This window comes from Bacillus sp. FSL W8-0770, from assembly GCF_038008705.1.
GTDB lineage: Bacteria > Bacillota > Bacilli > Bacillales > Bacillaceae_G > Bacillus_A > Bacillus_A cereus.
In genome coordinates this window covers 141,092-156,140 of the sequence record NZ_JBBOZR010000002.1, presented here as the reverse complement: position 1 = coordinate 156,140, position 15,049 = coordinate 141,092, and the positions used below count along the sequence as shown (strand labels likewise).

Here is a 15,049-nt window from a genome sequence, read left to right as displayed (position 1 = left end):
ACATTCTAAAGAACATTTACAACTATTTATCTTTAATTATTTTTTTAGATTTTAACCAAGAAAGGAAGCAAATTATGCTCAAGAAATTAGAGAGTTTAGAAAGGGTAATCGGCAACACACCTATGATTAAATTAGAGCATGAAAAGATTAATCTGTATGCAAAACTAGAATATCACAATTTAATGAATAGTGTTAAAGTGCGTGCTGCTCACCATATTTTAAAATCAGCAATAAGTCGCGGTGAAGTGACTGAAAATTCTACAATTATTGAATCTTCATCTGGTAACTTTGCGGTTGCTCTTGCTACTCTTTGTAGGTATATTGGTCTGAAATTCATACCAGTTATTGATCCAAATATTAATGATAGTTATGAGAATTTTTTGAGAGCAACTTCCTATCAAGTAGCTAAAGTGGGTGAACGAGATGAAACAGGTGGCTATTTATTAACGCGTTTAAATAAGGTGGAAGAACTTTTAAATACTATTCCTAATGCATACTGGACAAATCAATATAATAATGCTGATAACTTTGAAGCCCATTATCAAGGAATTGGTGGAGAAATATCTAATGATTTTAAACAGTTAGATTATGCCTTCATTGGAGTGAGTACTGGAGGAACTATCGCTGGGGTATCTACACGATTAAAAGAAAAATTCCCTAATATTAAAATTATTGCGGTAGATAGTCAAGGGTCCATTATTTTTGGTGATAAGCCTCGTAAACGGTACATACCAGGAATTGGTGCCAGTATGGTGCCTGGTATGGTTAAAAAAGCACTGATTGATGATGTAATGATTGTACCGGAGGTTCATACTGTTGCAGGTTGTTATGAGCTATTTAATAAACATGCAATATTTGCTGGTGGATCATCAGGGACTTCATATTATGCAATCCAAAAGTATTTTGAAAATAAGGATGTTCAAAATACACCTAATGTTGTTTTCTTGTGTCCTGATAATGGACAAGCTTACACATCAACTATTTACAACGTAGAATGGGTAGAATGGCTTAATACACAAAAATCAGTAGAAGACCAATTAGTTTCTTTATAAAAATGATATAGAAATGAGGAAGCAATTATGATGTATTTAAATACCAAACATATCAATGAAATGGGTGTTAATTGGGAAGAAACAATAAATGTCATTTCAAAGGCAGTAAAAAGTCTTGATTCAGAAGATTTTTCTCAGCCAATTAAGCCATACTTACGTTTCGATGATCCGGCTAATAGAATTATTGCTATGCCAGCTTATATTGGAGGAGAATTTAAGGTTTCAGGAATCAAATGGATAGCTAGTTTTCCGAAGAATATTGAGAAAGGTATTCAACGTGCCCATTCAGTTACTATATTAAATGATGCTATGACTGGAAAACCATTTGCGACGCTTAATACAGCAATGGTCAGTGTAATACGAACAGCTTCTGTTACAGGGTTAATGATTCGAGAGTTTGCCAAGTTAAGAGATTTAAATAATGCTAAAGTTGGAATTATTGGATTTGGACCTATTGGTCAGATGCATTTAAAGATGGTAACTGCCCTATTAGGCGATAAAATCGAAAGTGTTTACCTATATGATATCAATGGAATTAAAGACGAATTAATTCCTGAGGAAATTTATTCTAAAACTCAAAAGGTTAATGCTTATGAAGAAGCCTATAATGATGCTGATATTTTTATTACTTGTACTGTTTCTGCAGAAGGTTATATTGATAAGAAACCTAAAGATGGAGCGCTACTACTCAATGTTTCTCTTCGTGATTTTAACCCTGATATCTTAGAATATACAAAATCCCTAGTTGTTGATAATTGGGAAGAAGTCTGTCGTGAAAAAACTGATGTTGAAAGGATGCACCTTGAAAGAGGTTTGCAAAAAGAAGATACAGTATCAATTGCTGACGTTGTAATCCGAGGAGCACTGCAAAACTTCCCTTATGACAAAGCAATATTATTTAATCCAATGGGTATGGCCATTTTTGATGTAGCCATTGCTGCTTATTACTATCAAAGGGCTAGGGAAAAGGAAATTGGTGTTTTATTAGAAGACTAGTAAAATTATTAAAGCGCAGTTTGAAATAATTGTCTAATAGCTGCTAAATATCGGTAAACACGACTAATCATTATAGAAAATTAGTTATTTGATAAGCTTAGAATTTATGTAATTATTTGAGGAGCTGTTTTTATGAGTGAAATTATTTCGGCCTTAGATCTCTTACATCCCAAGCAAATTCGCTTTCATGAATCATATGAACACAAACGATTGGAACAAATTTGTCGTGTAATGGAAAGCGAAGGTGTTTTACGGAATCCTCCCTTAGTATCTGAGCTTAGTGATGGTAATTATCTGTTACTTGATGGTGCCCATCGTATGAAGGCTATGATGGCATTAGGTTGTAAACGCGTTGCTGTACAGGTAGTACCTGATGAAAAAATAAAAATTCGTGCTTGGAATCATTTATTACCAATGGGGGAATGGGTAAATAATTTAAAGAAAGAACCTACAATAATTTGGTCAGATAGGATTATTGCTAATAAACGTTTGCTTGCAAAAATTACAGAAGCAAATAAACAAGAACAATTTTTATATGCAAGGGATCTAAATAGCGATTTATTTAACCATTTAGAGATATGGCATCGTATTGTCGGCTTATATCAACATGAGTATACGGTACGCCGTCATTCAAATGATACTGAGGTCTGTCCTCATTCAAATGAAATATTGATGAGTTATCCAGAATACTCATTGATGGAACTGAAAAAGGTAATTGAAGCGAAGTTTTTAATGCCAGCGGGAGTTACTCGTACGACGCTTAGTGGTCGGTTATTGAATTTACGTATACCACTTCATATATTGCGTACGGAAGTATATCCTGCTGGTGAATGGGAAACGTTATGTGGAAATTGGTCAAAATGTTTACGCCTTTATGACGAGCCAATATATGTTTATGATGCATAATACATTGTTTAATGATTATAATGTATATTTTTTATTTATTTGTAAAAATTTCATTATATGACTTATATTAATTCCAAAATATTTTTATTATGTTATAAAAACGGTTTGAATTAGTATTTAAGACTAATCTAAGAGAGGTTTGTTATCGGATGGGGTAAATATTACCAAAAAGGATAAAGTGGAGATCTCTAAAAAATTAAAAACTTTCTTGGGTGATCAATATTCACTTGAATTAGGAGATTACATAAGTTTTGAGATACTTGAATTTATAATAAAAGAATTAAATCCACATTTTAATCTAGCTACAAAAAATAGGTTGGAAAATCTCTTAAAAAATATAGAGAAAGAGATATATAGTGAATTAGTTTCACATGAAAATAACAAGGTATAGGTAATAGTATATGTATTTAAATGTAGAATAGTATAAATCTATACCTACATAAGGTGTTGCTATTAATTTGGTAGAATAGTGAGGAACAAGAGAATTGGTAATATACAATTTTTAGAAGAGATGGAATTGAGAAGTGAACATACTTACAATTTCATCTTTTTATTTTTGACACGCTTTTTGCAATTAAAGTATGAAAAAGGTAGCTGTATAAAAGTACAGCTACCTTTTTAAAAAATTTCGTATACAAGAACAACTTTAGCGTAAACTTGCGCTTAATGGTACTTGAGAATAAACTGTGAAATTGTTACCATAAGTACCATGTTTAGAAAATGAGGAAGAAATTGAACTGTTCCAATTCTTGTAGATAGATCCAGATATATCTGCTCTTAGAAGTACGTTTGAAAAGCTAGCTTGGCTAAATGAATTACGTCCAGTATCTTCAACGCCCTGAACCATTTTTACTGGTTCGTATTGAGAAAATGAGCCATATACAGGCTGATTTGTATATCTAGGGATTCCATTTACATACATAGTAACCGTACCATTGCCGTTATTAATTATTTTAAGGTTTACTCGATCACCATCTTTAATTGATGTATCATATTGTGTGTTCCAATACTTATTGTTTTGACCTGATTCATTATATCCTGAATTAAGAAATACTTTATATCCACTTGGTGTTTTTGAAATATCACCTTCAACTTTAGATGCTCCAATACCTAAATACCAATTCACATATCCATCCTTAACAACAACTGATTTTGGTAGGTTTATATCAGCTGCAATTCCAGTATAATTACTATTTGTAACACTTTTTACAGCACCTTCTGTAGCTGCAAAACTTGTAGTTGAAAACATTGATAGAGAAATTAGAAGTGAACCGACTAGATACATCATTTTTTTCTTACTTTTCCTTAATACTTGATTCATTTTTAAATCCCCCTTATTTTTAATTATTAAATTGTATTAAAAGTTGACCAACTAACTAAGACTTACAAACCAAAGATACATTAGGTTTAATTAGATGTATATATTTTCCTGTCATAAGTTATTGAAATGTCAAGTAAATTAGATGTTTCACATTTATCAATATAGGGGGAGTTGACAGCATGAAGTGTTATGTCTATTTAAAATTATGAAGGTTTTGTTAAAAATAAGATTAAAGCTTATAAATTTGTTGGGTATAATATGTATTACGATTTATTTAGGAGAGATAAATATGAATGGAATACCAGGAGTTTTTCAAAAGATATATTTGAAATTCTGAGAAATAAAATAAAAACAAATGAAATAAATGAATTGCTTGTGTTAAAGAATTTATTGGAATAGTTAGTAGGTAAAGGGAAATATATGATTTAAAAGGCGTGGAATTCTCATATAAAAAGAAGAAAGGTGGGCAGTTATGGAAAAGACAAGATCAAAGTTAAATAATGCAACTATTGAAGGGGGTATAGAGACATTAAAAGATGAAAATGAATGTTTACGTATGGAAATCGAATATTTAAAAAAGTTAAAGGCCTTACTTCAAAAAGAGAAGAAATTACAGAACAAGACTAAGTAGAAGTTTTAGTCTATCATTCTACGTACAATTATAGTAACGTGAATAGTCCGAAACAAATTTGTTTCGGACTAAGGGTTCAATATTCAATCCGGTGTATTCACCATTTTTATAAAAAGTTGAATTTTCTGATTTTATAACTAAGAAAAATGTATTACATTAATTAATAGATACTTCTACAGAGACACTAGGAATTGTTGGTGCTGGTGTATCTCTACCATTAGAAGAAGATTGTTGAGGTGCATGTAAACTATTCGTGCTATATGCTAATGCACTTATTACTACCATTTTTTTCGTTAATAATAAGAATATAATGAATATTTAAAGTGTCCTTATTCTGTTGATATAGTCAATTTGTTTTAAAACAGACCGTCTGTAATAGACGGTCTGTTGTTTGTTATGGTTTGCGACTGCTATTCTTTTACTCAACTCATATTATATTTAGTTGAAGTATTGAGAATAGAAGAATAGGAGTAGAAAAATTAATGTTTTTCCAAATAATTTATTGAATAGACTTAAAGGGATAAACAGCTCTCCTATGGTAAGGCTTTTGAGTTTATTCCTGTTTGGGTTTTTTAAAAATTCTTTAAATGTTTGAAAGTTTATTTTATTAATGAAAGACCAACTTGGCATAGCTTTTATGTCTGAATCTATTTTGAAAATGATATGAATACTATGTGTATGAAAGCTGCCTATACTTAAAATAAGCATAAATCCTAAAATAATGAACCAAGTCATTTTTTAGCACCTCCTTTCAGTATTTAATATTAAGATATTAATAACGGTGAGGAAGTGTGCTATTGTCCATGAAAAATATTGAGAAATTGTTGAGGAAACGTTGAGACTGTTGCAATGCAATCGATCGTAGGATAGTTAACTATGCTTGTCCTGTTATATTTGTTAAAAAAGGAAAGAGAACAGTTGCGTAGACTGTTCTCTTAAGGAGCGGAAGTGCTGAACATAAGTGCTGAACATTTTTCAATGACAATGATTCAAGCCTTCCAATTATAGTGTGTACAAATAATTACAATTCATACAAAGAGGCAGGTGTAAATTATTCATACATTAAAATTACTTTATTATAGATTGAGTGTATTACAAAGTACAAAGAGCACTTTTCAAAAGTGCTCTTTGTAAGGCGTACCATTAAGGACTTGAAAGAGGCATCATTGTCAATTCGAAAGGAGATATCTATATACAACATATGAAGATGATTTGAAAGGGTGACGATAAAAACAAAAAGACCAGTAAGGATGTACCGATTGCTCAGATTCAAGGAATTGGAGAGGGGGATTTATATTGTTAGGGAATTTTTTGAATGCTATTCCATTATGATAAACTATGAAGATGAATAATAAGAGTGAAGTTGTAAATTTATCATCTATAGTGTAATCTTCACCATTTGAAATAGGAACTCTTAAAATGTTATCCTGAGAAACTAGATGCGATCAATCATGTTGATAATCAAGTGCTTCGTCCTTTGTAGAACCTGGGGAGGCATATGCCGCTGTAATTCTTCAGTAAACGTAAGCATTTAAAGATTCATAAAGAAATGCTATCCCTTCCTATAATTCTACAGAAAGGATAACATTTTTTTGCTTTATGGGTGCTATAAAACTTTAGCTTGATAGCGCTGTGATAATGCCCCATTTAAACAAATTTCCCTTTTCCATACTGATAATGCCCTTTTTTAGAGTCATCCTATCAGCATGTCGAAGATTAGGAGATTACTTGCAAGAGTCTTGGAATTAATGCAACCGTGCTGTGTTATAATTCTAAAGTACTGACATTTCATGTAGGACTTATAGATGTCGGTTTGACATATGAAATGTAAAATCAATCCGTCATTTTGAAGGTTCAGGCTACCATTATTTAAACTAACATTCACACTAAAAGAAGTACAAGGAGGAAGGTATATCTATTAAAATAGTGAGGTATACCAAATTAGAAATGAACATTAAATTTAATAAAAAAGTAGTAGCATTCACGGCAGGATTAACGGTATTATCTTCACCATTGGTATCGTTTGCAGAGGAACAACAATCAGTAAACAATAAGCAATCTACAAGCCTTCAAGTGCAAGAGAGCACAGACCAAATTCAAACAACAGATGAACAGGCTTTAAAAAGTATTGAAGCTAGTTTTGAAGAGGTAGACGGACGTGGTGGAGGTACTGTCGACAATAAGAAAGCAGATAGTCTTCAACGCTCAGAGGGTATTCATGAAGAAACAGGCACATTAACTGTTCCTAACAATTCAAACAGAACAAAACGTAGTCTGTCTCCCATATCACCTAGCACCTCTAGTACAATAAACGGTGTTCCATTCACTGAATGGATTGTTCCAACAGGTAACGATAATATTCGTCCTCAAAACTACATGAGTCCAAAGTATATTACAATTCATGAGACTGATAATACAAGTGTAGGAGCAGGTGCTAGAAACCATGCTCAATACCTATATAACCAAGCAGTAGGTAACACGGACCGAGCTGCATCGTGGCATTTTACAGTAGACGATAAAGAGATTTATCAACATCTACCATTAAACGAGAACGGATGGCACGCAGGAGACGGTGATGGTCCAGGTAATAGAGAATCTATTGCAATTGAAATCGCAGTTAACAGTGACGGAAACTACAGTAAAGCAGTAGATAACGCTAAGAAACTTGTAGCTTATTTAATGAAAGAAACTGGTGTACCGTTAAATAACATTGTAAAACACCAAAAATGGAGCGGTAAAATCTGCCCTGCTAACATGATTAATAATGGGCAATGGGATGTATTCGTAAATAGCGTTGAGGGATATTATAATAATCTTTATCAACCAAAAGATGACATTACAGGAGGTTGGTATGAAGAAGCTATTCGAGAGTTAAATAGAAGAGGTATTATGATAGGGGAAGGAAACGGAGTTTTCGCACCCAATAGAGCGATAACAAGAGCCGAATTTGCTCAATTAATCTCTAAATCTCTAAACCTGCCAGCTGGAGATGCTTCATTTAAAGACCTAAACGATGCAAATTCAACTTTACGAGATGGTATTAAACGTACTGCAAGTGCAGGTATCATTCAAGGTAGAGGAGATGGTTATTTTGACCCAAACACACCTATTACAAGAGAAGAATCAGCAATTATTGTAAACAAGGCTTTACAGTATAAAGGTATATGGGGACCAGTTGTAAATCTACCATTCTCAGACAAAGACCAAATTAGCTATAAAGAAGATGTACAAAGATTGTATGGCTTAGGTATTGTCAAAGGTAAGGGTGAAAATCAATACGACCCTAAAGGAACAACAACTCGTGGTGAAACAGCAACATTCATTCTAAATATGCTACAAGTAATTGAAAATGGCAGTGTTGAAAAGGTAGTTGGAACGGCTCAAATTAATGGTATTGGGGTAAATGTTCGAAGCGGGTCAGGTACAAACTATTCTATTGTTAGAAAGACAAGTAAAGGCGAAAAAGTTACAGTATATGAAGAAAAGAATGGTTGGCTAAGAATTGGAACAGGTCAGTGGATTTATTATGACTCTAGTTATATCGATTATAACAGATTATAAAAGACTAAATACTTAAAAGAACAGGTCATATTTGGATATATAACTTTCTCTCAGGTTGTGAAGAAGACTTTCTTCACAACCTGTTTTTGTGACTGGCCCCTCTATTACCTATCAATACTGATGAAAAGAGGAGAAGGAGAGATTCATTATGGTGCTGGAATTGGGAAATCATCGTAATTAGCGTGTATGCAATTAGAGGCTAAGGTTTTTCTGATAATTAAGTGGAGGTCACTATACGTACCCATCCAGCCCATATTTTGAAATATTTTAAAACGAAAAAATGAGCTGGATGGGTAAAAGTTAGCACAAAATTTCGTTCTGAGGGTACTATAAAACCTTCGCTTGATAGAAAAGAGATAACATTAACTTTGTTGCCTAGAATTGCTCGTGCTAGATGTGGGTAGATTCAAAATTTATAGGCTTTATTAATCATCATTTGATTCACCTTCATTTTGGTAGGTGTCTCCTTGGTTAAAATGATAAAAAATGCAAAAAGAACTTGTAGGCATCACTACAAGTTCTTTTTTAGATAATATAAAAAGGTGAAACAAACTATCTCATTACTCGTAACAGGGAAACTATCTTACTTAAGGCTTGGTTTCATTATATAACAAATATTAACATGCAGCGTTTTAATGTGTGAAAATTACGTGAATTAGCAAACGAAATTTCATCTCTATTCGTTAAGAATTCCACTTATTCGTTTTTTAACACCTTTAAATCAACGTTGAATAGATTAACAATATTTGCTAAAATAATATTATGATAATGCAATATACAGCAATTTATATAATAGAAAGATAAAAAAATTACATATCACTAATTGAACGCTTAGCCGTTGATTAATGGAGTAAGGTAAATAACGAAGTACATTTAATATACAATTCTTTCCGCAGCATAAGATACGTAATTAAGACATTTGATAGAAATAGAGTGCGAATAATGAGAAAGATGCTGACTTGTGGGTTACACTAATCAACTTGAAATGTTATAGGGGTGTACAAGTACTACAGCCAAAAAGTGATCTGTAATGAATATCGAAGAGGCTTACGCAAAGTTATATGTGAGTCTATGTGCGAAGGAAAAGGATAACGTTTATAGGAGGAAGCATGAGGGGGCAATTTAATATATGTAACGGGGGAATAATATTATGAAATTTAATACGAAATTATTAAAGAAATTACTTGTATTAAGTGCAACGTCTGTATCAATTTTCAGTGCCTGCTCTGCAAAGGAAGATGGGGATTACAAGCCATATAAGGAACAAGACTCTATAGAAGTCGCAAAGGTCGAAGAGGAGAAGTCTAATCCCCCTAAGATTGTAGAGAAGAAGTCCACTCTGCCTAAGGTCAAAGAGGATACAGAAGAACCTAAGAAGAAAAAAAAGCTACAACAAGTGGAGGAATCTAAGAATAAAGATGAGGAAATTAATGACAAATATCCGCATTATAAAGATGTACATGAGGACGCATCAACAGTATCACTAGAACAGTATAATCAAATCAAGGTTGGAATGCCTGCGGACAAAGTCATAGAGATAGTAGGAAAGCCTGGATCCAGCGAAACAACTAAATTGTTCTCTATCTATATATATTTAGGTCACGGTGGACACGGTTCGATGACTATAAAGTTTGATTCTAATAGAAATGTAACGAACAAAGAGCAAGATGGTCTTAGCAATACTGCAGTTAAAGATGAGAAGGCTAGCAAAGAACATGAAGATCCTAATCCTGAATCTGTTAAGAAATCTAGTGCTATAATTCCAAACGATTTTTGCGGACATGGACATGACGAAACGAAGGAGCTAGCGCACGACTGTGAAAAAATTACTGATAAGAAGGCATATAGAAGATATCAACTACAACAAAAGAGAGAAGAGCGAAAAAGACAAATTAGGGGCGAAGAACAGGAATTAATTGATTACGATCAGGGGGATGCAGCTTACAAGGAGCAGCAGCGCATTTACGAAGAAATACAACGTAGAACAGAAGAAAGGGGATCGGTTGATTACGATTACGATCAAGTTAGAGCTCTTAACAAAGAAAGACAGCGTATGTACGAAGAAATACAAGAGTGAGATGAAGAAAAAGAGTGTAAAGTGTAAACTAAAAAAGCTAAATGGTACGAGGAGTATATTTCATAGATAGGAATTTGAATTATTGAAAAATCAAAATATGGAAGAGTAAATAAAAGACGCTAGTTGGCGTCTTTTATTTATCATTATTAGTAAAACTTCACTGGTGATTACTATTAATATTATAATATTTGATCTTGGAATTAACTTATTAGATAATGCTATTGATTGTATAACATCTGACAAATGACTAAAGATAATAAAAAAATTCTTGATACAAAAATCTAAATTGTATAATATATAGGTATATTGTTATTTGTTGAATTCCGTTTATTCCCACGCCTTATGTGTTGTGGTTGAGTTGCAGAAGCAAGTTGTGTTCTTGTTTCAATTTTGAAAGGGCTTCTTTGAGCCGATTAGTGCATATATAGCTTATTTTGTTATGCACATTTTTAATCGACTTGAAGAAGTCCTTTTTATGTTGTTTTCAAGTTGCAGGTGGGATTATTTATGATTCATAACAAAATGAAATAAAATAATGTTTGAATAGTATTAGTAGATCTAAAAGAGTAATCTAAAGAGCCGGATGATATATTGATTGATATAGATAAGTTATTAGGGAGTGCAAATGAAGAACTACGATATAAATCATGTGATGGTAGTTTATACAGGGGAAAAGGAAGAACTAAGTGATATGAATACTTGGAGCTTCCTTTTTTATTGCAATTAGAAATCTGGTAGATGATTATGCATATAAAAATGATTTAGCGGAAAAATTTTATTTAATTTCAATACATAGAAGAAAAAGAAAAAAATAAATTCGTAAAGGGCTAGTTTAAGTACGATTCATTTGAATAATTGAGAGGGGAAATGTATTGGTGAAACGTCTTGTTTCTTGCTGACCAAGGGAATGCAGGATGATTAGTAAGGAGTAAGAGCGTATTACTACTCTCACAAAGGAAATTACATTAGAAAAGGGTCTGTCAGTGTTTACAATTTATTTGTTACATCGGTCTAAAAGAATTTGGATGGAGAAGTAAATGCTAAGTGAGAACATGAATGACATTTCTAGAACTTGAACAATTGTGCTTTTTGTTAATAGTGAAAATCAGAAGTAGAAGAGGCACAAGCGTTAAAGTGGACTGCAAAAGTGACAGAAAGAGAACAAGGATTAACATTATTTATAAAGATATCTAATAAGAAGTGCTATCGGATTTATACAGAAGGAGGGATAATACCAGAAAATATATGAATGTATATAAAATTTGAGGTGAATCCACCTATTTTCTATACATTAGTTGAATCAAACAATAGATGACTAGGGAGTGTATAACATCCATTTCCCAGTTAAATTTTCTTAGATAAATAGCATGAAATACAGTATGTTCTCACTCATTTGTATAAGGATAAAATAGCCTTTTATTTTATGCAAATGAGTGAAACAGAACGATTCACCATATAAGAATATTCGACTATAATGAAACACTGTACGTCATTGTAATATTAAGATGTTTTAAGATTAAAGTGATTATTAGTCATAAAATATGAGTTTCGAGACCTCAGCAAAATATTGCAATGCTTTATATACATGAGATTGTAAAAATTATTTTATTAAAATTACTGGAGGCTGATGAAATATGATAATAGATCATATAAGCAACAATGTAGTAAAAAAATTGGAACAAACGGTGCGCTATGAAAAGAAACAGGTACAGGTATTACGTGTAAGTAAAAGTAGTTCTAATATGCACGCTTACATGATTTTCCCAGAATTCTCAGAGGTTAAAATTTCAAATACTGAACTGGATGAATATATAGAAAATCTATCAACAAGTCTGAAATATGTCATTGATCGCAAGTTAAGTCTACAAGAAATTGAAAAACAAAATCATTCTTTCATTATGACATGCGCAGTCGAGGAAGATGGTGTTATAGATGATGAAACGATTCATTTTAATACGACGTATGTTAAGCCACCTACACTTGCGAGTAAGGTATTTAAGCTAGTGTGTGGTTTAGGAAATCGTTTGAATAGCTTAAAAGAGTTACATATAACAGTATTAAATAATAATATTAATCGAATTGAAATAGAGTTTTTTAATGAAAATGAAACATATGTAGCAGTAGAAAAAGAAGAAATTGCAAATGCGATTATGGGGGCATATACAAAAGCCAATATCTATTATTTCGCAGATCTCCGTTATGTTGCAGAAGGAAATGAAATCAAATTAAAGAGCATTAAGCCAAAATTAGCGGGTGATGTGTTGTGAAGCGAGAAAAAGGGATGATTGGAGTTTTATGTACATTTGTTTTTATGATCCTAGTACTCATACCTTTACATACAGCTCATGCATCTGTAAAAGTGGATTTTAATGAATTGAAAGGAAATGATGTTTCTTCATCTTTTAACGAAGGATTAAACAATCGAACAAAAACGACAGAGAAAGACGATTCATTTGGGTCATCAATTATACAAAAAGTTGAGGGTATGTATGCACCAGCTTTTAAAGTAGGGGTAAATATCTTTTCTATCTCTTTCATATTAGGTGTTATTGTCATGGTTATGGCGTTAATTACAAAGAATGGTCAATGGATGAAATGGGCAACAGGGAGTATGATTTTCTCGTTCGTTAGTATGATGGCAATGAGATTAAGTGTATATTTCTTATTTAGTTCGGATGTATTTTCGTTTATGAACATTTTTACGGATTTTTTAGACCTGTTTAAAGCAACAGCACTTTTTTTTACACCCTTTATGTTAATTGCAGGAATTCGTTTACGAAGAATTCATGAGAGTACAAAACAACCTGAGTATTATCGTTGGTCTAATCGCGTTATAACGGGATCTTGTTTACTATGTATGTTAGCCGTACTGGCTCCATGGTTATTTGCGAATATGTAAAGAAATATATATAGATGCAAAAGGTACTGAATGTTCATTCAGTACCTTTTATCTACCCATCTGATTTTTCCTTTCATATTCTGCAAATATCTCCTCTGATATAGGGGATAATTCGTTCGATTTTTAATCGTTTTTTTGTTGTAAAGGATTTCCATTTGTAGAATGAACAGAACTTGTAGTAGAGCTGGTATGCCTGCAAAACAGACGAGGAAGATAGAAACTAAAATAATATTTAAATTAGAAATTCATACCTCGTATTTAATAATAACTTAATTTATTTTGATAGGAGTGCTTGTTTTGAAAAGAAATCGAGAATATACCGCTTTACGTAATTCTATCTTGATAGGTTGGCTGCTCACAATTATTGTTATGGGCTTATCTATCTATTTTTCTTCTATTGTATATTTACTAATTGGATGTTTCATTTTGTCATTGAAATATGGATTAATGGGCACTATAAAGAATGTAGAAAAGCGTTTGCCAACCTGGGCTAATTTTGGAGTGATTGAAAAACCAGTGAATCGGAGGGTGACAAGACCGTTTCAATTTCGGGGCGGACTCATTGTTTCATTAGCATTAGGATTCATAGAGATGGTGATAAAAGGTTTATGTATCTCATATTATATTTTAGGATTAGAAACCCATGTATATCGTTTAATGCGTAGAAACACAAGAATGTGAAAAGGGGACTTAAATTATGAAAGTATTAATATTTGAATTAATTCTAATTGTGCTTCTGATACCGATAAACATTATGGTAAAAAAACATGCTCCAAAATGGAAAGGAAGAGCTGGAGAAAAGATGGTAAAACGTATATTAAGAAAATTAGATCACGAAAGGTATTGGGTGTTACATGATGTGGCGGTTCATACAGAGTATGGTGATACAACTCAAATTGACCATATTGTTATTGCAGAAACAGGTATATTTGTTATAGAGACGAAGAACTACGAGGGTTGGATTTATGGAAGTGAGAAGGCAGCAAGATGGACACAAGGTATTTTTAGAAAGAAACACTCTTTTCAGAATCCATTTAGACAAAATTATAAGCACATGAAAACAATTGAATGGGTGATGGAACAACAGCTGCCGTGTATTTCTATTGCAGCGTTTCATCCAAAATGCAGCCTAAAAAGAGTAAATGTTCATTCTAAAGATAAACATGTCCTATATTATAACGATCTAAAAAAATGTATCGAATCCTATATTGATGTGAAATTAACAAAAGACGAGGTTGAGCATATTTACCAGACTATTTTGCAAGCAAATATTACTGATAAGGATACTGAAAATAAACATGTGAAGTATTTACAGAATAAGTTCGCTAAACAATAAGAAACGGAGAAAGGAACAATGTTATATATAATAGGATTTTTGGTAATCATCGTAGTAGTTATTCGTCTTAACGTGAAGTATTACCAGTTAAAAGGTAACCCAAAAGATTTTGTGATGAAAAAGAAGGATTAAGGATTTATTTTAGAAATAGAGGTAATAGAATACATATAGTATTTTAGCCATCAACAAAGGTCATAAGAACCGTTTTACGATCGATAAATACATACATTACTATATTTTATTAATGAATTTAAGTGATAAAGTAAATAA

Annotated in this window: 14 protein-coding genes; 11 read left to right on the top strand and 3 right to left on the bottom strand. The window is 32.3% G+C overall.

Annotated features, from left to right (window positions below; all coding sequences use genetic code 11):
- Nucleotides 1-74 precede the first annotated feature (74 nt).
- The 4 genes from sbnA to NST27_RS27595 all read left to right on the top strand — a co-directional run bounded on the left by sbnA (nucleotide 75) and on the right by NST27_RS27595 (nucleotide 3,345).
- Entirely contained in the window at nucleotides 75-1,052 is a 978-nt protein-coding gene (gene sbnA, locus NST27_RS27610; RefSeq protein WP_000914211.1) for a 2,3-diaminopropionate biosynthesis protein SbnA, read from the top strand.
- A 27-nt stretch (nucleotides 1,053-1,079) separates the two neighbouring features.
- Complete coding sequence (gene sbnB / locus NST27_RS27605; protein ID WP_001988112.1) at nucleotides 1,080-2,048, top strand: 2,3-diaminopropionate biosynthesis protein SbnB; 969 nt, start codon at nucleotides 1,080-1,082, stop codon at nucleotides 2,046-2,048.
- 132 nt (nucleotides 2,049-2,180) lie between these two features.
- Nucleotides 2,181-2,954, top strand: a complete 774-nt coding sequence (locus NST27_RS27600; protein ID WP_001289603.1) for a ParB N-terminal domain-containing protein — start codon at nucleotides 2,181-2,183, stop codon at nucleotides 2,952-2,954.
- A 139-nt stretch (nucleotides 2,955-3,093) separates the two neighbouring features.
- Nucleotides 3,094-3,345 carry a DUF2164 family protein gene (locus tag NST27_RS27595; protein ID WP_000947507.1) on the top strand — a complete coding sequence of 84 codons (252 nt, stop codon included), beginning with the start codon at nucleotides 3,094-3,096 and terminating at the stop codon, nucleotides 3,343-3,345.
- A 255-nt stretch (nucleotides 3,346-3,600) separates the two neighbouring features.
- Here the strand turns inward: NST27_RS27595 and NST27_RS27590 are convergent, their stop codons facing one another.
- Nucleotides 3,601-4,275, bottom strand: coding sequence for a hypothetical protein (locus tag NST27_RS27590; protein ID WP_061662068.1), 675 nt, complete (start codon nucleotides 4,273-4,275; stop codon nucleotides 3,601-3,603).
- Between the two features lie 472 nt (nucleotides 4,276-4,747).
- Here NST27_RS27590 and NST27_RS27585 point away from each other — a divergent pair, with 472 nt between their 5' ends.
- Entirely contained in the window at nucleotides 4,748-4,906 is a 159-nt protein-coding gene (locus tag NST27_RS27585) for a hypothetical protein (protein ID WP_172793812.1), read from the top strand.
- Nucleotides 4,907-5,062: 156 nt separating this feature from the next.
- Here the strand turns inward: NST27_RS27585 and NST27_RS27580 are convergent, their stop codons facing one another.
- Nucleotides 5,063-5,191, bottom strand: a complete 129-nt coding sequence (locus NST27_RS27580; protein WP_001988227.1) for a hypothetical protein — start codon at nucleotides 5,189-5,191, stop codon at nucleotides 5,063-5,065.
- A gap of 153 nt (nucleotides 5,192-5,344) precedes the next feature.
- Nucleotides 5,345-5,641 (bottom strand): hypothetical protein, encoded by a 297-nt coding sequence (locus NST27_RS27575; protein WP_000219741.1) that lies wholly within the window; start codon nucleotides 5,639-5,641, stop codon nucleotides 5,345-5,347.
- 1,212 nt (nucleotides 5,642-6,853) lie between these two features.
- Between NST27_RS27575 and NST27_RS27570 the strand changes: the two genes are divergently transcribed.
- From NST27_RS27570 to NST27_RS27540, 6 genes are all read left to right on the top strand, one after another.
- Nucleotides 6,854-8,467: an S-layer homology domain-containing protein gene (locus tag NST27_RS27570; RefSeq protein WP_001988051.1), complete on the top strand. Its 1,614-nt coding sequence runs from the start codon at nucleotides 6,854-6,856 to the stop codon at nucleotides 8,465-8,467.
- A gap of 1,150 nt (nucleotides 8,468-9,617) precedes the next feature.
- Nucleotides 9,618-10,544, top strand: coding sequence for a hypothetical protein (locus NST27_RS27565; RefSeq protein WP_000671512.1), 927 nt, complete (start codon nucleotides 9,618-9,620; stop codon nucleotides 10,542-10,544).
- Between the two features lie 1,634 nt (nucleotides 10,545-12,178).
- Nucleotides 12,179-12,811 (top strand): hypothetical protein, encoded by a 633-nt coding sequence (locus tag NST27_RS27560; protein ID WP_000582600.1) that lies wholly within the window; start codon nucleotides 12,179-12,181, stop codon nucleotides 12,809-12,811.
- Entirely contained in the window at nucleotides 12,808-13,443 is a 636-nt protein-coding gene (locus NST27_RS27555) for a hypothetical protein (protein WP_061661714.1), read from the top strand. Before NST27_RS27560 ends, NST27_RS27555 begins: the two co-directional genes overlap by 4 nt.
- A 297-nt stretch (nucleotides 13,444-13,740) precedes the next feature.
- The gene (locus NST27_RS27545) at nucleotides 13,741-14,124 is read left to right on the top strand and encodes a hypothetical protein (protein ID WP_000828169.1); all 384 of its coding nucleotides are present in this window, start codon (nucleotides 13,741-13,743) and stop codon (nucleotides 14,122-14,124) included.
- Between the two features lie 16 nt (nucleotides 14,125-14,140).
- Nucleotides 14,141-14,779, top strand: coding sequence for a nuclease-related domain-containing protein (locus NST27_RS27540; protein WP_000866027.1), 639 nt, complete (start codon nucleotides 14,141-14,143; stop codon nucleotides 14,777-14,779).
- The last annotated feature ends 270 nt before the right edge of the window (nucleotides 14,780-15,049 follow it).